The organism is Enterobacter hormaechei subsp. hoffmannii, from assembly GCF_001729745.1.
GTDB classification, from domain to species: Bacteria; Pseudomonadota; Gammaproteobacteria; order Enterobacterales; family Enterobacteriaceae; genus Enterobacter; species Enterobacter intestinihominis.
This window is the reverse complement of the sequence record NZ_CP017186.1, coordinates 570,666-587,457: the sequence shown is the minus strand read 5'-3', so window position 1 is coordinate 587,457 and position 16,792 is coordinate 570,666. Positions and strand designations below refer to the sequence as shown.

Below are 16,792 nucleotides of genomic sequence, written 5' to 3'. Positions count from 1 at the left end.
CCATGGAAAAACATACCGAACTCAAACGCGCCAAGCTTCTCGCGCTGTCGCTGCTGCTGATTGCCGCTGCGGCCTTTATCACTACCCTGTTCCTGCCGCAAACCTTCTGGGTACGCGGCGCAAAAGCTATTGCCGAGGCGGCGATGGTCGGCGCGCTGGCGGACTGGTTTGCCGTTGTCGCGCTGTTCCGCCGGGTGCCAATTCCCTTTATCTCGCGCCATACGGCGATTATCCCGCGCAATAAGGACCGCATCGGCGACAATCTTGGCCAGTTCGTGCAGGAAAAGTTTCTGGATACCCAGTCGCTGGTCGCATTAATTCGCCGCTACGAGCCGGCCCAGATGATTGGTGCCTGGTTCAGCAAGCCCGACAACGCCCAGCGCGTCGGGCTGCATCTGATGCAGGTGATGAGCGGTTTTCTTGAGCTAACTGACGACGGGCGCATTCAGCGCCTGCTCAAACGCGCGGTGCATAAGGCTATCGACAAGGTCGATTTAACCGAGACCAGCGCCGTCATGCTGGAAAGCATGACCAAAAACAACCGTCACCAGGTGCTGCTGGACGCCATCATCAACCGTCTGATAACCCTGATTCAGCGCGAGAGCACGCGGGAATTTATCTCTGACCAGATCGTCCACTGGCTGAAGACCGAGCATCCGCGCAAGGCGATGGTGCTGCCCACCGAGTGGCTGGGCGATCAGAGCGCAGAGATGGTGTCGAACGCGGTGAACACGCTGCTGGATGATATCAGCCACGACCGCACGCACCAGATCCGTCGGGCATTTGACCGCGCCACGCTGAAGTTTATCGACAACCTGAAAAACGACCCGGAGATGACGGCCAAAGCCGACAATATCAAGCACTATCTGAAGAATGATGAAGCATTTAACCGCTACCTGGGTGAAATGTGGGCTGACCTGCGCCAGTGGCTGAAAAATGACATGCAGAGCGACGATTCCCGCGTGAAGCAACGTATCGCCAACGCCGGGCTGTGGTTTGGTGAGACGCTGTCGAATGATGCCAGCCTGCGTGCGTCGCTGAACGAGCATCTGGAGCAGGCCGCGCACCGCGTCGCGCCGGATTTTGCGGCATTCCTGACGCGTCATATCAGCGACACGGTGAAAAGCTGGGACGCCAAAGATATGTCACGCCAGATAGAACTCAATATCGGTAAAGATCTTCAGTTCATTCGCGTAAACGGTACCCTGGTAGGCGGAACGATTGGCCTGATCCTGTTTTTACTTTCTCAGTTGCCCGCTGTGCTGGGGCATTAATCCGCTTTTGGCGGCGCGATAACGTAGCGCGTCGCCTCGAAGCGGTTCAGGATCAGGTGCACCAGAAAGACCATCGTCAGCGTGACCACCAGCGCGAAGGTAACGGAGGTGATGCGGTACAGATCGCTGAACACCAGATCGCTGTCCGGATGCATGTTTTGCCCGAACATAATGCCGATGGTGGTAATGCTGGAAAATCCCACCCCGGCCCCGACCTTCTCCATCACGTGCAGGCGCGCGCCAAATGCCAGCCCGAGGCCGATCAGCGGCATCATCAGCAGCATATGGCTGCTGTGATCGTACAGGATAAGCTGAACGACGAGGATATAGAGACAGCCCAGCACCACGCCGACCACGCGCCAGATTGAGCTCATCACCGCGCCGCGGTAGTGCATCGGGAACAGGATCAGAATGCCCGCCATCAGTGCCGAGAGCGAATCGCTTAAGTCGCTCATCTGAAATACCACGAAAATCAGCGTCGCCACGGTGCCGGAGAGCAGCGACTCGTGGCGCACGCGGGCATCGTCTTTCTCTATCAGCGGCGGCGGCTTACGTGGCTCCACGTCCGGCAGCAGGTAATTCATCAGCGCGCTCAGACACACCGCCATCACGCTCGCTTCAATGTTGGAGAACAAAAGCGTGTGCCAGTTGGTGGTGGGGTAGCTCATAAAGTTGAGCATTACGCTCTGGCACACCACGCCCATCGAACCGAACAGAAACAGCGGCCCCTTGCTCATAAAGCGAAAGCGCATCACGTACAGGGCAAAGACCACCAGCGTCATAATGACCGGCCATTGCGACAGAAAGCCGATGATGATCACCATTTCGACGCAGTTGAGCGATGCGCTGAAGATAAACTGCTTCGCCACGTGGCGGTTAAACACCGGCACCAGCGACAGCAGCATGATCGGGTAGACCACAAAAAACACGCCGTAGCTGGTGTTATAGAAGCTCGAAATACTGAGCGCAATCATCCCGGCAAAGACAATGCGCAGGGTCTGGCGGAAGTCGTTTGCCGTGTAGACGATGTTGCCGTGCGGGGTAAATACCCGCGCCAGGGTGCTAATAGACATAGTGAAGCAGGCTCACCAGATGGATTTGCATCCCGGAGAAGAAGCGCGCAAAGGGCCCTTCGCTGTTGTAGAGCTGTACGGTGGCACGCGCGCCGGTCGGCAGCGACTTCGGTAAGGCTTCGTCCAGCGCCACGTGAATGCGCATTCGCTGGGCATCGCGCACCCAGCGGTTAGAGGTTTCCGGTTCAGAAAGTTGACCGTTAACGGCTTCCTGACCGGCGAGGATCCCCGCGTCACTGCTGGTCACGTGGGCGCGGAAAACCCGTCCCGGAAAGGCGTCAAACACCACGGCGGCGTCGGTCCCCTGGTGGGTATGACGCAGGCTCTTCTCGCGGAAATCCGCCACAATATCCGTCTGCGTATTCACCAGCGCCAGCGCTGCCGAACCGGACGAGGCGTAAAAACCGGGGCTTAATTGCAGATTACTCACCGTGCCGTCCGCCTCGGCGTAGACCTTCGTCCAGCCAAGATTCAGCTCCGCTTCATCCAGCGCGTTACGGTATTTTTGCAGCGTCACGTTACGGTGTTCATTCCGCTCGCCGCGCTGAATGCGCAGGTTATGAATATTCGCCTGAATCGAGCTGACGGACTGCTCGCTGCTCTGCCAGGTAGTGCGGACCTTATCCAGATCCGCCTGCGACACGTTCTGCAGGGTGCTCAGTTTCTGGTAGCGGTCGAAAGTCACTTTGTCGTTACGCGCGGTCAGCACGGCGGTCTTCAGGCTGGCCTGCGCGGCGGCGATCTGCGCGTCCAGTTGTTCGTTGGAAAGGCGAGCCTGCTCAAGCGCGATCTGCGCCGCTTCCACTTTATTGCGAAACGGGGTGTCGTCGAGCTCAAACAGCAGATCGCCTTTCTTCACCTGGCTATTGTTGTGGACATGGACCGCCGCCACATAGCCGGAGACACGGGCAGACACCGGCGTCACCACGCGCATCACGGTGGAATCCGGCGTCAACGGGATCCAGATATCCGCGACGATAAAGTAGACAAACATCAGCAGGAAAGAGGCAATACTTACCCTTACCCAGCGGGCAAACTTTTGTTCAGGAGTCATTATTTTTCGGTCTTGTTATCTTCTTCGCGGATTGTCCGCAAATTGCAGGCGATTTGATTCAGGGTGGCGCTGAAAATGTCGAGATGTTCAGGCGCGATGTTTTGCGATACGCGCGTCTGAAGCGTCTCAATTACCTGGGTGAGCCTGTTAAGTACAGCTTTTCCCTCAGGCGTCAGCGTCAGAAGCCGGATGCGCTTGTCATACGGCGAGACGGTGCGCAGCAGGTAACCCTGTTTTTCCAGCTGTGTCAGGGTGCGCATTAGCGGCGGCAGTTCAATGCCCTGCACCTCCGCCAGCTCACTCACCGAGACGTTATCCCCGAGCTGATGCAGCTGCATCATCACCGTCCAGCTCGACTGGGTTAACCCGGTATCGAGAATGGCGTCGTCAATGACGGCACGCCACTGGCGCACGATCATCGCCATCCGCATGCCCATCGGCCTGCGGCTAAACAGTTCTTCTTCACTCATGGGGAAACCTCTCGTCACACGCGGTCACGATAATAGTTATCAGGGTAAGTATCAAGAAACGAGAAGTTAAAGCGCAGGAATTGCGAAATGAGATTCTCCCTCTCCCTGTGGGCTGAGGGTTCCCCACAAATTAATGCGAGCACTGAGCAATCCCCTCGCCCCTCCGGGGAGAGGGTTAGGGTGAGGGGAACATACGGCGGTGGTGGTCATTCCGTTCACTTTATGTTCCTTGCTACTCTGTAACGACATGACCGGTGAACGTGCCAGGGTGGCTCAGTCGCCACCACCCTGGCGACCCGGGCTCCCGGCGGTAAATCGCCGCTTCGCGGTGCCCTCGGCTTATTCCTTCCGGCTTATCGGGTACGGGCGGAGGCAACGTCCCTGTAAAGCCGCCCTCTCGGCGCATCCCTGCGCCTCGCCCCGGCCGGAAGGCAAACGCCTCAGCGATTTACAGCCGGACCAGGGCATCGCTGACAGCCCTCAGTCATTTAGAAAGCAACTTTATTGCTTCTGCATAAAAAAATTACTGGGGATCCCTCAGCCCACAGGGAGAGGGGCAGAGTGAGGGCACAGCCCGCAGCGGAGTTTAGCGGCTAAAATGTCTGGAGATGGCGCCCTGTCCTGAAGCCGTCACAACCACCTCCCTGTACCCCGCCACCCGCTGGATCCACCCTTTGCTTTCCAGATAAAGAAGCAGCGCTGCGCCGGCTTCGCCTCCGAGATGAAACCGCCGCTCGCTCCAGTCCAGGCAGGCGCAGCACGCTTTTCGGCGCGAATGAGCGCTTAACGAAACGCCGAGCTTCAGAAACTGCTCCCGACCATACGGCGTGAGCGCTGAACCGTCTACCTCCAGCCAGCCTGCTGCCTGCATGAAATCGTAGATCTGCACCGCCACCGCGCCTGCGAGATGGTCGTAGCAGGTCCGGGCTTTACGCATGGCTTTCGGCGCGGTAGTTTCCGGCGGGGTAATGCGGCTCCACGAAAGCCCCATCATCTGTTCCACCAGCGCCGCCACGTCGTGCCCGGCAAGACGATAATAACGATGCCGCCCTTGCGACAGGCAGGTAATTAGCTGCCCTTCAACCAGCCGGGCGAGATGCCCGCTGGCGGTCGACGGCGCAACGTCTGCCGCCGCACTCAGTTCGGTGGCCGTCCACGCCCGCCCGTCCATTAGCGCACAGAGCATCTTCACGCGCGACGGATCGGCCATTGCAGCCGCTACAGCGGCAATGGCCTTTTCCAGCATCGCGCTGTTATCAGAGGGTAAGCTCGTCTTTAACATTTGTCGCCCAGGGTGTGGTGATCTCAGCGGCCAGCTTATCATCATCCGTCAGCAGAATAAGGTGATTCGCGTGGTCGCTGTACTGAGTCAGGATAGACACGCCCTTTGCGGCCAGCGCCGCCGCTATCTCGCCCAGCTCGCCAGGACGCTCCTGCTTAAGCTTTCTGATCACCGGCTTTCGCAGCGCCTGCACGGTAAACCCAGCGTCGAGCAGCACACGGCGGGCTTTTTCCCCGTCCTCCACCAGGAAATGGGCATCCGTACCGAAAACGCCGCCCCCCTCCAGCCCCACGCCGTTGCGGCCTAACAGCTGTCCAAAGCGCGCCAGCTCGCCGGGCCTGTCGCTAAAAATCACGTGAACGTCATACATCCGCGTGCCCTCCCGTTTCGGAGCTGTACTCCCGCACCAGCTGCGCCACGCGAATACGGTAGAAAGAAAAAATCGACTCCCGGCCTTCGGCCTGCGCGGCCTGATGGAAGACATTCTGCTTCCAGCGGCGGACGGCCTCTTCATCCCGCCACCAGGAAAGGGACAGGATTTTGCCGTCGATGCTCAGGCTCTGAAAACGTTCTATATCAATAAAGCCGTCGATGTCCGCCAGCAAAGGCTTGAGTTCAGCGGCAAGCTGCAGATAGCGCGCCTGATGATGAGGCTCCGCTTTGGCTTCAAAAAGGACTGCGATCATGGGTGTCTCTCCGTAGTGAGGGTGTGGAGAGAATGCAGGAGGAAAAACCACAATGCTTCGGTATGGAGCGAAGTGTTTGCCGGATGGCGCTGCGCTTATCCGGCCTACGGGCTCATGTAGGCCCGGTAAGCGTAGCGCCACCGGGCAGGGTTTAACCCACCATCGACTTCGACTCCATAAACGCCCCAATCCCCCACTCGCCTGGATTACGGGCGCTGGTGGCGATGATCCGCGAGCGCGGAATTATTCTAGGTTAGCCTTGTTCAGACCGTAAGCCGCATCCAGCGCGCCCGGCTCCATGCGGGAGGTAATGCCCAGGCGATTCCAGGCGTTGATCGCTACGATGGCGAAGTTCAGCTCTGAAATCTCGACATCCGAGAAGTGCTCCGCCACGCTGCGGTACAGCGCATCGCTCACGCCATGTACGCCAATCTGGGTCAGCGCTTCGGTGAAGGCCAGCGCCGCTTTTTCACGGGCGCTAAACAGCGGGGACTCGCGCCAGGCCGCCAGATGGTACAGGCGCAGCTCGCGCTCACCGGCGATTTTAGCCTCTTTCGAGTGCATATCCAGACAGAAGGTGCAGCCGTTCAGCTGCGATACGCGAATGTCGATAAGGTGCTTAAGCGCCGGGTCGATGGAGGTTTTCGCCACCTCCATGCTCAGGGCAGAAAGCGCGTTGGCAAGTGCAGGTGTGGCTTTGTGGTGGTTTACGCGGGTGCTCATTGTCTTTCCTCTTTTTGTGCCGTTTTTTTCATGCGATAAGGCAAATCTACGCCGTTAATGACATAGTAAAAAGACACAAAAATCGTGAAATGAGGTAGGACATGAAGCCGGGCTATCATGAGATTTATTCCCGCTATCGCGACAACATCACGAGTGGCGTGCTGAAGCCGGGCGATAAAGTGCCTGCCATCCGCGTGCTGGCGGAAGAGCTTAAGGTCGCGCGAAAAACCGTCGAGACGGCGTATGCCATTCTGACGGGCGAAGGGTATCTGGTAAGCCAGGGCGCGCGCGGGACGCGGGTGAACCCGGATCTTCTGCTGCCCGCGCAACACGCCCCCGCAGAACAAGCGACCGGCACGCTGCCGGCGTCGTTGATTAGCCAGCGCGAACGGGCCGGTTTTCTGCGCCCCGGCATTCCGGCGCTCGACAGCTTCCCCTATAAAAAATGGCTGCTGCTGGCGGGCCAGGCGACGCGCGCCATGCGTCAGGATGAAATGCTCAACCCGCCGGTGATGGGCTGGTATCCGCTGCGCGAGGCGATTGCCCGCTATCTTAATATCTCGCGCGGGTTATCCTGCACCGCCGAACAGGTACTGATCACCAGCGGCTACAGCGGCAGCCTGCGCCTGATCCTCGACACGCTTGCCAGCCGCAGCGACAAGGTGGTGTTTGAGGATCCGGGCTATTTTATGGGCCAGCAGCTGCTCAAGCGGATCGTGCCCCGCCTGCACACCGTGCCGGTTGATCGCTGCGGCATCGATACGGACTACCTGCTCCGTCATCATCGCGACGCGCGTTTTGCCATCGTGACCCCGTCGCATCAGAGCCCGCTGGCGGTGACGCTCTCACTGCCGCGCAAGCAGCAGCTGCTCGACTGGGCGTCACAAAACGAGGCGTGGATTATCGAAGACGATTACGACGGGGAATTTCACTACACCCGCAAAGTGCTGCCGTCGATGAAAAGCCTCGACCAGCATGACAGGGTGATCTTTATGGGCACCTTCAGCAAAACCATCATGCCTTCACTGCGCATGGGCTACGTGGTGATGCCCGCCAGCACCGTCGGGGCCTTTACCGACTGCGCGGACATTACCACCAGCGGCCAGCCGGTGCTGACGCAAAAAATCCTCACCGCATTTCTCAACGAAGGGCATTTTTTTCGTCATCTGAAAAAGATGCGCGCCCTGTATCAGATCCGCCGCGACTGGATGATTGCCGCCCTGGGTGAGGTCTATGGTGATCTGTTCTTCACCGAGCAAAACGACGGTGGAATGCATATTGTCGCGTTCCTCGCAAAGGGAAGCGCTGACCGGGAGATCGCCCGCTGCTGGCAGGAACAGCAACTACAGGTTAATGCGCTTTCGGAGTGGTATCGCGGGTCGGGCAAACGCTACGGGCTGGTGATGGGCTATAACAACGTGCGGTCATATCAGGAGGCGGTTGAGCTGCTGGAAAGGCCGAAACGGCAGACGCTTGCGCTGTTGAGTTGAAAACCGCCGGGTGGCGGCTGCGCCTTACCCGGCCTACGGTCTCCTGTAGGCCCGGTAAGCGTAGCGCCACCGGGCAACCCTATGCTTACACATCATATCGCGATAACCCAACGTCCTTGAGCTGCTCGTCGCTCATCTGGCTCAGAATGCGGCGGGTACGGTTGATGCGATACCAGTTACGCAGCGTTTTCGCTACCCAGACAAACGCGATAAACGGACGTTTTGAACGATTCTCGTAGAATTCCATGATGCTCTCCTCGCTGTGCCAGTGGGGTTATCATCATGGAAAACGGCCAGTACAATACAGATTCAAAAACTGCTTTTGTTTACCATACAGATCCGCTAAAACGGTATCTGCATGGCGTTTTACCCACCAATCTGTACTGGTTTAATAATCTGTATGGTGAAAACAAAGGATACAGCATGACGCGCTATCAACATCTGGCCAACCTACTGGCAGAACGTATCGAACAAGGGCTGTATCGCAGCGGCGAACGTCTGCCGTCGGTACGCACGCTGAGCCAGGAACACGGCGTGAGTATCAGCACCATACAGCAGGCCTACCAGATCCTCGAAAATCTCCAGCTGATCACGCCCCAGCCGCGCTCCGGTTATTTTGTCTCGAAACGCAAAGCGCAGCCGCCCGTACCGGCGATGACGCGCCCGGTGCAGCGCCCCGTGGACGTCACCCAGTGGGATGAGGTGATGATGCTGCTGGACGCCCGCGCCGACAAAGAGATGATCTCCTTTGGCGGCGGCTCGCCGGACATCAACCAGCCGAGCCTGAAGCCGCTGTGGCGCGAGATGAGCCGCATTGCGCAGCATAACCCTGGCGAAATGCTGAGCTATGACGTGCTCGATGGTCGTCTGGAGCTGCGCGAGCAGATCGCCCGCCTGATGCTGGACGGCGGCTCCACCGTGGCGGCAAACGAGATTGTGATCACCAACGGCTGCCACGGCGCGCTGTCGATCGCCCTGCTCTCGGTGTGCAAGCCGGGGGACATCGTGGCGGTCGAGTCGCCGTCGTTTCACGGCACCATGCAGATGCTGCGCGGATTCGACATCAAGGCGATTGAAATACCTACCGATCCCGAGACCGGGATCAGCATCGAGGCGTTAGAGCTGGCGCTGGAGCAGTGGCCGATCAAAGCGGTGATCCTGGTCCCCAACTGCAATAACCCGCTCGGGTTTATCATGCCGGAAGCGCGTAAAAAGCAGGTGCTGGCGCTCGCCCAGCGGCACGATATTGTGATTGTGGAGGATGATATCTACGGCGAGCTGGCCGCAGAGTACCCGCGCCCGCGCACCATTCACTCGATGGACATTGATGGCCGCGTGATCCTCTGCAGCTCCTTTACCAAAACCGTGGCGCCCGGGCTGCGCGTCGGCTGGATTGTGCCGGGGCGCTATTACGACCGGGTGATGCACATGAAATACGCCGCGGGCGGGTTTAACGTACCGGGCACGCAGATGGCGGTGGCGGCGTTTATTCGCGACGGCCATTACCATCGCCACGTGCGGCGCATGCGCCAGATTTATCAGCAGAATATGGAGACCTACACCTGCTGGGTGCGGCAGTATTTTCCGGCAGAGATATGCGTTACCCGCCCGCAGGGCAGCTTCCTGCTGTGGGTCGAGCTGCCGGAGACGGTCGACATGGTGTGCGTCAGCAAGCAGCTGTGCCGTCTCAAAATCCAGGCTGCGGCCGGGTCGCTGTTTTCCGCCTCCGGTAAGTACCGCAACTGTCTGCGGATCAACGTGGCGCTGCCGCCGACGGATAAACATCGCGAGGCGTTGAAAAAGATGGGTGAGGCGATTGTGATTGCGATGGAGGGGTAGTGCGGCCTGTTGCCCTCACCCCGGCCCTCTCCCACAGGGAGAGGGTGAAAACCGATCCCGTAGGCCCGGTAAGCGCAGCGCCACCGGGCATTGGCTAACGACTCAGAACGTCCACGAAACGCTGCCGACAATGCTGCGCTCTGCACCGAAGTAGCAGTAAGAGAGCGAGTTACACGCCGCAACGTAGCTTTTGTCCGTCAGGTTATTGACGTTCAACTGCGCGCTCACGCCCGTGAGCCCCACTTTCGACAGGTCATACCCCACGACCATATCCACCAGGGTGTATGACGGTAGCGTATGGGTGTTCTGACGATCGCTGGCGATCCCGTTGACATAGCGCACGCCGGAGCCGACGGTCAGGCCGTCCAGCGGGCCGCTTTTGACGTCGTAGCTCAGCCAGGCGCTGGCCATGTTACGCGGGGCATAGACGGCGCGCTTGCCCTCCTCTTCCGGGCTGCTCTTCTTGTAGCGAATATCCGTATAGGTGTAGGCCGCCTGCATGCGCAGGCTGTCGGTCAGCTGTCCAATCGCCTCCAGCTCAACGCCTTCGGATTCGATTTCACCGATGGAACGGTACGGATCGGTCGGCTCCTCTTTAGTGGCAATGTTCTTCTGGTTGATGCGGAACACCGAGGCGCTGAACTGGCTGTTCATCCCCTCCGGCTCATACTTCACGCCCGCTTCCCACTGCTTGCCCTTCATCGGATCCAGGATATTCCCCTGCTCGTCGGCAAAGCTGGTCGGCGTAAAGGCGGTGGAGTAACTGACGTACGGCGCGACGCCGTTATCAAACAGATACAGCAGCGCCGCGCGGCTGCTGAAGTTGTTTTTATCCAGATCGCTGCGGGTATGGTTGAAGTTGTCGACGTTCGACACGCTCACCTGGTCGTAACGCCCACCCAGCGTGAGGCGCCAGCGGTCAATGGACATCTGATCCTGCAGGTAGTAGCCGGTCTGGCGCAGCTTATGCTTTTCCCTGCTGTACTGGGTGATGTAGTCCGGCTTCGCGCCATAAGCAGGATGGAAAGCGTCAATCGGCGGGAAGCCGCCGTAGTAGCCGATGACGTTGTTGGTGCGGTCCTGGTAGTCCATGCCGATCAGCACGCGGTGGTTCACCTCGCCGGTATCGAAGCTGCCGTCGACCTGGTTATCCAGGGTGATGGCGTTCATCTTCTCATCGGAGCCGGAATAGCCGCGGTTCAGCTCGGTGTCGTTCAGCCAGCCTGCGGCATACACCTGGTTCAGCTCGACTTTGGTGTGCAGGTAGCGCAGCTTCTGACGCACGGCCCAGCCGCTGTCAAACAAGTGCTCGATGTTATAACCGACCATGTTTTCCCGACGATCGTACTTGTCGTAATCGTCTTCACCTTCAAAAAAGGTGTTGGAGATTTTCTTACCGCTGTGCGGCACGACGGTGCCCTCATACGGCAGGCCGGAGTGGCTGCCGCCTTCCGGATCGCGGTGCAGGTAGGCCATCAGATCCAGACGGGTATTATCGGTGATACGCCAGGTCAGGCTCGGCATCAGCGCGTAACGCTCTTCTTTGAGCGGATCGAACTGGGAATCGGCATAGCGGGTCATCCCGCTGAGGCGCACCGCCACGCGGTCGTTATCATCAACCGGGCCGGTGACGTCGAACATCGCCCCGCGCTGGTTATTGTTACCGGCGAAGAGCTTGATCTCCCCGCCCGGATCGAACGATGGCTTACGGGAGGTGAGCGCCACGATGCCGCCCGGCGATGAGCGACCGTACAGCACGGAGGCCGGGCCGCGCACGACTTCGATACTGTCCAGGAACCACGGATCAACCACCAGCGAGCTGTGGGAATTGGTGTCGCCCATCATCTTCAGGCCGTCGAGGTAGACGTTGTCCAGGCTGCCGTCCGAGAAGCCGCGCAGCACCATGTAGTCGAAGCGGTTTGATGCCCCAATCTGGTTGCTGTAGACCCCCGGCGTGTAGCTCACGGCCTGACGCACGCTGGTTGCGCCCTGCTCTTCGAACTGCTCGCGGGTGACGATAGAGACCGATTGCGGGGTTTCAATATCCGGCGTTTCAAGCTTGGTGGCCGCAGACTGCATCTGCGAGGTCACCACCACGGTGTCAGTTTTTTGGGCATCCTGCGCCAGTAAAGGAAAAGCGACGCTACCGGTAACCCATCCCACCAGCAGTGCCAGACGCGATTTAGCAAACATAACCCTCTCCAGAGATATTTCTTATTGTTAATAAGAATTATTACCTTTTTGAGGGTGCAAACAGCTATGCGCGCCGCCAGGTTATGTATGCGCGATGCTAAACCGCACGGGATACGTTCGCGCGATGGACAAAATTACGTTAGCGGAATTTGCGCACGTCACCCGGTGAAATCCCGTAATGACGACGAAATGCGGTGGCGAAGTTGGTGGCATGCTGATACCCGCACATCCACGCCGCCTGCTGTACGCTGTGGCCTTCCAGCAGATAGCGACGCGCCAGCGCAAGGCGACAGTCGCGGAGATAATCGAAGAGTGTGCAGCCGTAGCGTTGACGGAACTTGCTGCGCAGGCTGCTTGGGCTCATGGCAGCAAGGGCTGCCAGCTGCGCGAGTGTATGGTCACGTTCAGGAGACTGTTCCAGCAGGCACCGGACGCGTTCCAGACGCGCATGCTCAGGGCGGCTCGGACAGGGCAGCTGGCACTGGTTCAGGCCGTGGCCGAGCAGCTGGTACATGAGCCCCTCCAGCAACAGCTTACGCGAGAGCACGCTTCCCCCCTGCCGCTGTGCATGCTGAATGCCTGACATCACAAACTCGGGAACGTGCCAGACAAACGCGGGGGTATTCAGGCTTTGCCATTCCAGCAGCAGCGACTCAAGCAGGGCTTCACGTCCGGCATCGTGCGGGTACACGCCAAACGAGAGCGTTTTCAGCGTGCTGTCAGCATCGTGACGCGCGCTCATCACCTGATCTTCACTCAGACGCGAGCTGAACGCCATGCCCGGGCGGACGGGATAATCGATACCATTGAGCGTGAGCGTCACGCACCCTTCCAGCACCACCAGCATATAAAGCGGGCTGCTGTGGCGAGAGGTGGTTTCATAGGGCTGTAATACACGTACGTCGGAATGGGTCAGTGAAATGCCGGACGAGAGCGTCATCTCTTCAACATTCCCCTGCAACACGGGGCTGCCGCTGACCTGCTCATCTTTTAGCTGCGGGAAACGGTAGTCGATGCCGTAGCGCTCGCCGAATATTTGAAAATCCTCAACAAAAAATATGCGCTTCGCTGATGTATTTTCACTCTGGAGCATAATTCGGAACCTGCATCGGGGAAAGGACAGGCAAAACAGTACCATTCATTTGCCATGGCAGCAATCACCGGGCGCAGACACTATTACGCTCCGGACAAAGCCGGAGCGAAGGCGTATATTTCTTTACGAGAAATATATTTATGCTTCCTGCCACTCAGCAAAAACCTCTTTATGGTTTTTGGTCAGGACAACTTTATTATCTTCGACCTTATCGACCCAGCCGAGAGGAATAAAGTGGTGCTTGCCGCCTGATTCCGGGTCGCTCTTTGCAAGCTTGATACGCTCACCATCAAGATGGTCCACAACCCCGACATGCGTTCCGCAGCTGGCGACAACCTGAGTGTGATCCTTAATTGCGCTTTTATCTACCATATTAATTCTCCTGTTTCGGTTATTTGCCTGTTGCACGAAATTAACTGTAGCGCATAAATTCGGACCTGAAATGCGTATTAGCATTTTGAAACATCATTGACAGAACCGAATATTATGTCTATTTAGCGCCGAATTGAAAAAAAATAAGAATGAGATGAATTATTAGCGACTGATTATTTTCCGTTCATAATTAAAGTATCGCAACCAACGAGGAGGTATTTATGACGATTCGCAACAATCGGACAGAAATTTCGCTGGCTCTTGGTGAAGCGGTCTTAGACATCGTGCAAAAAGGCCATGAGGTATCGCGAGAAAATCTCGCCCAGGCGATGAAAATCAAAGCGGAAAAAGAGCGCGACGATGAGCGGCTTCTGAACTACTGGAAGGCCTGTAATATGCTGGTTTGAACGTAGCGGCGTTTAGTCTGACTAAACGCCGCTGTCTGTTACTCGTCGAAGTACCAGTATCCCTGGTTAATCAATCCGGTCAACTCTTCCACAAACGCCGGATTATTCAGCGCATCGCCCAGCTCGGCCTGGCCGAGCTGGGTGTAGCGGGACAGCGCGTCCGCCCCGTTCACATCCGCCGTCTCCAGCTGTTCGCTGTTGATAAAGAAGCTGCCGTTGACGTTCAGCACGCGCAGCCCGCTCAGGCGTGAAAGCGTTTCGCCCCCTTGCAGCGCGTCGAGCACCTCGTCTGCGGAATACGGCGGCTCGGCGGCGGCAATATCCAGCTCGTGACGCGGCGTGGAGACGAAGCTGCCGAACCATTTTGTAAAATCATCCGGCTTGCTAATCATGTCGATCATCATCTGGCGAATGCGATCGAGCTCGTACTGCTCCACGCGGCCCGGGTGTTCGCGGCAGGTCAGATCCGGATCGCTGTAGTGCTCGCCACCCAGATCGTTTTCCAGCGCGTAATCGGCAAAGCTGCTAATCAGATCGCGACCGTTCGGCCCGCGGAAACCGACAGAGTAGTTGAGCGCGGTTTCATGGGTGAAGCCGTCATGCGGGAATCCAGGCGGAATATAGAGGATATCGCCCGGGGCCAGATCTTCGTCAATGATCGGCTCAAACGGATCGACGTGCAGCAGGGCCGGATGCGGACAGAACTGACGCATCGGCAGCTTGTCACCCACGCGCCAGCGACGGCTGCCCATCCCCTGAATAATAAACACATCGTACTGATCGATATGCGGCCCAACGCCGCCGCCCGGGACGGAGAAGGAGATCATCAGGTCATCGAGACGCCAGTCCGGCAGGACGCGGAACGGACGCACCAGCTCTGCGGCGGGCATATGCCAGTGGTTCACCGCCTGCGCCAGCAGAGACCAGCCGGTTTCACCGAGGTTATCGAAATGCTCAAACGGGCCATTGCTCGCCTGCCACTTGCCGTTAGCATGGCTTACCAGGCGGCTATCGACTTCCGGCTCCATCGCCAGACCCGCCAGTTCATCAGGGGTAATGGGGTCGACAAAATTCGGGAAGGCATTTTTCAGCACAACGGGTTGTTTTTGCCAGTATTTCTCAAGAAATTCCGGCCAGTCGAGGTTCAGTTGATACGCCATGGTTAGCACCAGTGAGAGGGGAGACAGGCGCGATTATAGAAGAGACAGCCAGGGGGGAACTTGTCATGGGTCAATCGAGCGCGCGTAGGTCGGGTAAGGCGAAGCCGTCACCCGACGCACGCGCGGGCTAAAACTTAATCCAGGTTCAGCTCGTCATAATGGGTGATCAGTTTGCCCACGATGCCGTAGTCCAGCGCTTCCGCCGGTGACATCCAGAAGTTACGGTCGGTGTCCTTCTTCACTTTCTCCAGCGGCTGGCCGGTGGCGTCAGCAATCAGTTTGTTTACGCGTTCCAGCATGCGGATAATCTCGCGCGCTTCGATTTCGATATCCGTTGCCTGACCGCGCACGCCGCCCAGCGGCTGGTGGATCATAAAGCGGGTATTCGGCAGCGAGTAGCGGTGCTCTTTTTTCGCCGCCAGGAAGATGGTGATCCCGGCGCTTGCCACCCAGCCGGTGCCAATGACGTGCACTTCCGGTCGGATAAACTTAATGAAGTCGTGGATGGTGTCGCCCGCTTCCACGTGGCCGCCCTGGCTGTTGATGTACAGCTTGATCGGATCGTTGCTGACGCTTTGCAGCAGGATCATCTGAGTGATGACTTTCTGGGCCAGTTCCTGGTTGATCTCACCGGAGATGACAATCGAACGGGATTCCAGCAGTTTTTGCTGTAGAGCGCCCGCGCCGCTTGTTCCTTCCGCTTTTTCTTTATCGTCACTGCTTTTCAGTGTGTAGTGCATCGTTATGTCCTCAGCTTGTCGCGCTCAAAATCAGAGTGTAGCCTGTTTTACCCGTCGGCGTCCTCACACAAAACATCGTGGCTCAGGATGAATATCGCCTGTGTCACGCTCTGGCTTCGCAGCAGGAAAGGTCTCTAAAAACAGCGTTCCGATCCTAACCAATTCGCCACATTTTTATTACACTTTCATATCATCTTCATATTGCCGAATGATAATAATTATTAATGTGTTAGTATGAATGAGGATAGCAAACAGTCGCTTACGTTCAAAAAGGCGCATTTTATTCTCGATGGTTTACTGATCACACCGGGGCGGTGAATGGAACACATTGTTTATGTGGTTGATGACGATGACGCAGTCAGGCAGTCCGTTGTTGGGCTGCTGGAATCAGCGGATATACACGCCCTTGGCTTTTCCTCAGCAGAAGCCTTTCTCAGCCATCCCTTTGAGGATCTGCCCTCCTGCGTGATCCTCGATATGCAAATGCCCACGATCACCGGGTTTGATGTCGCAGATGCGCTGAAAGCCAACGGGCGAGAAATACCGATCATTTTTCTCACCGGTCACGGCACCATCCCTATGTCCGTCCGGGCGATCAAAGGCGGGGCCTACGAATTTCTCACTAAACCCGTTGAATCCAGCGCCCTCATTGGCTCTATCGAATCCGCGCTCAGGCTGGCACAGCACAACGCCGCCCGCGTCAAAGAGCACTACGCCCTGAAACAGCGCCACATGTCCCTCACGCCGCGCGAACATGAAGTGCTTGAGCTTGCCATCAGCGGCAAGCTCAACAAGCAGATCGCCGCCGAGTTGGGCGTCAGTGAGATTACGGTGAAAGTACACCGCCGCCGGGTGATGGAGAAAATGCAGGTCCGCTCCGTGGCCGAGCTGGTCAGGGCCGTCGAGCGCCTGACAAAACATCAGCCAGCGGAATAA

At 57.7% G+C, this 16,792-nt stretch carries 18 protein-coding genes; 5 read left to right on the top strand and 13 right to left on the bottom strand.

The genetic code is table 11. The annotated features are described in order from the left end of the window. Positions 1 to 2 precede the first annotated feature (2 nt). Positions 3 to 1,274 (top strand): DUF445 domain-containing protein, encoded by a 1,272-nt coding sequence (locus BFV65_RS02760; RefSeq protein ID WP_022646941.1) that lies wholly within the window; start codon positions 3 to 5, stop codon positions 1,272 to 1,274. On the opposite strand, the gene BFV65_RS02755 is transcribed toward BFV65_RS02760, so the two are convergent. The 7 genes from BFV65_RS02755 to BFV65_RS02725 form a co-directional block, all read right to left on the bottom strand. After that, positions 1,271 to 2,347, bottom strand: a complete 1,077-nt coding sequence (locus BFV65_RS02755; RefSeq protein ID WP_022646940.1) for a DUF2955 domain-containing protein — start codon at positions 2,345 to 2,347, stop codon at positions 1,271 to 1,273. The two genes, BFV65_RS02760 and BFV65_RS02755, sit on opposite strands and share 4 nt — an antisense overlap. Further along, positions 2,337 to 3,404, bottom strand: a complete 1,068-nt coding sequence (locus tag BFV65_RS02750; RefSeq protein ID WP_088581776.1) for an HlyD family secretion protein — start codon at positions 3,402 to 3,404, stop codon at positions 2,337 to 2,339. Before BFV65_RS02750 ends, BFV65_RS02755 begins: the two co-directional genes overlap by 11 nt. Next, complete coding sequence (locus BFV65_RS02745) at positions 3,401 to 3,871, bottom strand: MarR family winged helix-turn-helix transcriptional regulator (protein ID WP_022646938.1); 471 nt, start codon at positions 3,869 to 3,871, stop codon at positions 3,401 to 3,403. Before BFV65_RS02745 ends, BFV65_RS02750 begins: the two co-directional genes overlap by 4 nt. A 586-nt stretch (positions 3,872 to 4,457) precedes the next feature. Further along, positions 4,458 to 5,153: an ArsR/SmtB family transcription factor gene (locus tag BFV65_RS02740; RefSeq protein WP_069596211.1), complete on the bottom strand. Its 696-nt coding sequence runs from the start codon at positions 5,151 to 5,153 to the stop codon at positions 4,458 to 4,460. Then, positions 5,128 to 5,523, bottom strand: coding sequence for an amino acid-binding ACT protein (locus BFV65_RS02735; protein WP_022646936.1), 396 nt, complete (start codon positions 5,521 to 5,523; stop codon positions 5,128 to 5,130). Before BFV65_RS02735 ends, BFV65_RS02740 begins: the two co-directional genes overlap by 26 nt. Next, positions 5,516 to 5,839 (bottom strand): antibiotic biosynthesis monooxygenase family protein, encoded by a 324-nt coding sequence (locus BFV65_RS02730; RefSeq protein ID WP_038415232.1) that lies wholly within the window; start codon positions 5,837 to 5,839, stop codon positions 5,516 to 5,518. The genes BFV65_RS02735 and BFV65_RS02730 overlap by 8 nt, the downstream gene beginning before the upstream one ends. Before the next feature lie 243 nt (positions 5,840 to 6,082). Continuing rightward, complete coding sequence (locus tag BFV65_RS02725; RefSeq protein WP_022646934.1) at positions 6,083 to 6,562, bottom strand: carboxymuconolactone decarboxylase family protein; 480 nt, start codon at positions 6,560 to 6,562, stop codon at positions 6,083 to 6,085. 101 nt (positions 6,563 to 6,663) lie between these two features. Between BFV65_RS02725 and pdxR the strand changes: the two genes are divergently transcribed. Further along, positions 6,664 to 8,052, top strand: a complete 1,389-nt coding sequence (gene pdxR, locus BFV65_RS02720; RefSeq protein ID WP_069596210.1) for a MocR-like pyridoxine biosynthesis transcription factor PdxR — start codon at positions 6,664 to 6,666, stop codon at positions 8,050 to 8,052. Positions 8,053 to 8,137: 85 nt separating this feature from the next. Here pdxR and BFV65_RS02715 read toward each other — a convergent pair whose 3' ends face one another. Next, entirely contained in the window at positions 8,138 to 8,299 is a 162-nt protein-coding gene (locus tag BFV65_RS02715; protein ID WP_003863073.1) for a DUF1127 domain-containing protein, read from the bottom strand. 176 nt (positions 8,300 to 8,475) lie between these two features. Here BFV65_RS02715 and BFV65_RS02710 point away from each other — a divergent pair, with 176 nt between their 5' ends. Then, positions 8,476 to 9,891 (top strand): aminotransferase-like domain-containing protein, encoded by a 1,416-nt coding sequence (locus BFV65_RS02710; RefSeq protein ID WP_022646932.1) that lies wholly within the window; start codon positions 8,476 to 8,478, stop codon positions 9,889 to 9,891. A 102-nt stretch (positions 9,892 to 9,993) separates the two neighbouring features. Here BFV65_RS02710 and foxA read toward each other — a convergent pair whose 3' ends face one another. The 3 genes from foxA to BFV65_RS02695 all read right to left on the bottom strand — a co-directional run bounded on the left by foxA (position 9,994) and on the right by BFV65_RS02695 (position 13,549). Next, a complete protein-coding gene (gene foxA / locus BFV65_RS02705) occupies positions 9,994 to 12,102 on the bottom strand; it encodes a ferrioxamine B receptor FoxA (protein ID WP_157886699.1) in 2,109 nt (702 codons plus the stop codon). Between the two features lie 121 nt (positions 12,103 to 12,223). Further along, positions 12,224 to 13,177, bottom strand: coding sequence for a helix-turn-helix domain-containing protein (locus BFV65_RS02700; RefSeq protein ID WP_063148089.1), 954 nt, complete (start codon positions 13,175 to 13,177; stop codon positions 12,224 to 12,226). Between the two features lie 138 nt (positions 13,178 to 13,315). Further along, positions 13,316 to 13,549: a DUF2171 domain-containing protein gene (locus BFV65_RS02695; RefSeq protein ID WP_003863067.1), complete on the bottom strand. Its 234-nt coding sequence runs from the start codon at positions 13,547 to 13,549 to the stop codon at positions 13,316 to 13,318. A gap of 221 nt (positions 13,550 to 13,770) precedes the next feature. Between BFV65_RS02695 and BFV65_RS02690 the strand changes: the two genes are divergently transcribed. Next, positions 13,771 to 13,956, top strand: a complete 186-nt coding sequence (locus BFV65_RS02690) for a hypothetical protein (RefSeq protein ID WP_010427252.1) — start codon at positions 13,771 to 13,773, stop codon at positions 13,954 to 13,956. Between the two features lie 38 nt (positions 13,957 to 13,994). Here BFV65_RS02690 and BFV65_RS02685 read toward each other — a convergent pair whose 3' ends face one another. Together BFV65_RS02685 and BFV65_RS02680 are read right to left on the bottom strand one after the other, a co-directional pair. Beyond that, positions 13,995 to 15,116, bottom strand: coding sequence for a ribosomal protein uL16 3-hydroxylase (locus tag BFV65_RS02685; protein WP_045307858.1), 1,122 nt, complete (start codon positions 15,114 to 15,116; stop codon positions 13,995 to 13,997). A gap of 134 nt (positions 15,117 to 15,250) precedes the next feature. Next, positions 15,251 to 15,856 carry an ATP-dependent Clp protease proteolytic subunit gene (locus BFV65_RS02680; protein WP_022646928.1) on the bottom strand — a complete coding sequence of 202 codons (606 nt, stop codon included), beginning with the start codon at positions 15,854 to 15,856 and terminating at the stop codon, positions 15,251 to 15,253. 318 nt (positions 15,857 to 16,174) lie between these two features. Here BFV65_RS02680 and BFV65_RS02675 point away from each other — a divergent pair, with 318 nt between their 5' ends. Then, on the top strand, positions 16,175 to 16,792 hold the full coding sequence (locus BFV65_RS02675; protein WP_022646926.1) for a response regulator transcription factor: 618 nt from the start codon (positions 16,175 to 16,177) through the stop codon (positions 16,790 to 16,792).

Excerpts from the sequence above, each read along its gene's own strand:
- BFV65_RS02745 (WP_022646938.1), bottom strand. The coding sequence starts at position 3,871 with ATGAGTGAAGAAGAACTGTTTAGCCGCAGGCCGATGGGCATGCGGATG.
- BFV65_RS02700 (WP_063148089.1), bottom strand. The coding sequence starts at position 13,177 with ATGCTCCAGAGTGAAAATACATCAGCGAAGCGCATATTTTTTGTTGAG.
- BFV65_RS02760 (WP_022646941.1), top strand. The coding sequence starts at position 3 with ATGGAAAAACATACCGAACTCAAACGCGCCAAGCTTCTCGCGCTGTCG.
- BFV65_RS02675 (WP_022646926.1), top strand. The coding sequence starts at position 16,175 with ATGGAACACATTGTTTATGTGGTTGATGACGATGACGCAGTCAGGCAG.
- BFV65_RS02695 (WP_003863067.1), bottom strand. The coding sequence starts at position 13,549 with ATGGTAGATAAAAGCGCAATTAAGGATCACACTCAGGTTGTCGCCAGC.
- BFV65_RS02710 (WP_022646932.1), top strand. The coding sequence starts at position 8,476 with ATGACGCGCTATCAACATCTGGCCAACCTACTGGCAGAACGTATCGAA.
- BFV65_RS02715 (WP_003863073.1), bottom strand. The coding sequence starts at position 8,299 with ATGGAATTCTACGAGAATCGTTCAAAACGTCCGTTTATCGCGTTTGTC.
- BFV65_RS02725 (WP_022646934.1), bottom strand. The coding sequence starts at position 6,562 with ATGAGCACCCGCGTAAACCACCACAAAGCCACACCTGCACTTGCCAAC.
- BFV65_RS02740 (WP_069596211.1), bottom strand. The coding sequence starts at position 5,153 with ATGTTAAAGACGAGCTTACCCTCTGATAACAGCGCGATGCTGGAAAAG.
- pdxR (WP_069596210.1), top strand. The coding sequence starts at position 6,664 with ATGAAGCCGGGCTATCATGAGATTTATTCCCGCTATCGCGACAACATC.
- BFV65_RS02690 (WP_010427252.1), top strand. The coding sequence starts at position 13,771 with ATGACGATTCGCAACAATCGGACAGAAATTTCGCTGGCTCTTGGTGAA.
- BFV65_RS02680 (WP_022646928.1), bottom strand. The coding sequence starts at position 15,856 with ATGCACTACACACTGAAAAGCAGTGACGATAAAGAAAAAGCGGAAGGA.
- BFV65_RS02730 (WP_038415232.1), bottom strand. The coding sequence starts at position 5,839 with ATGATCGCAGTCCTTTTTGAAGCCAAAGCGGAGCCTCATCATCAGGCG.
- BFV65_RS02735 (WP_022646936.1), bottom strand. The coding sequence starts at position 5,523 with ATGTATGACGTTCACGTGATTTTTAGCGACAGGCCCGGCGAGCTGGCG.
- BFV65_RS02685 (WP_045307858.1), bottom strand. The coding sequence starts at position 15,116 with ATGGCGTATCAACTGAACCTCGACTGGCCGGAATTTCTTGAGAAATAC.
- BFV65_RS02755 (WP_022646940.1), bottom strand. The coding sequence starts at position 2,347 with ATGTCTATTAGCACCCTGGCGCGGGTATTTACCCCGCACGGCAACATC.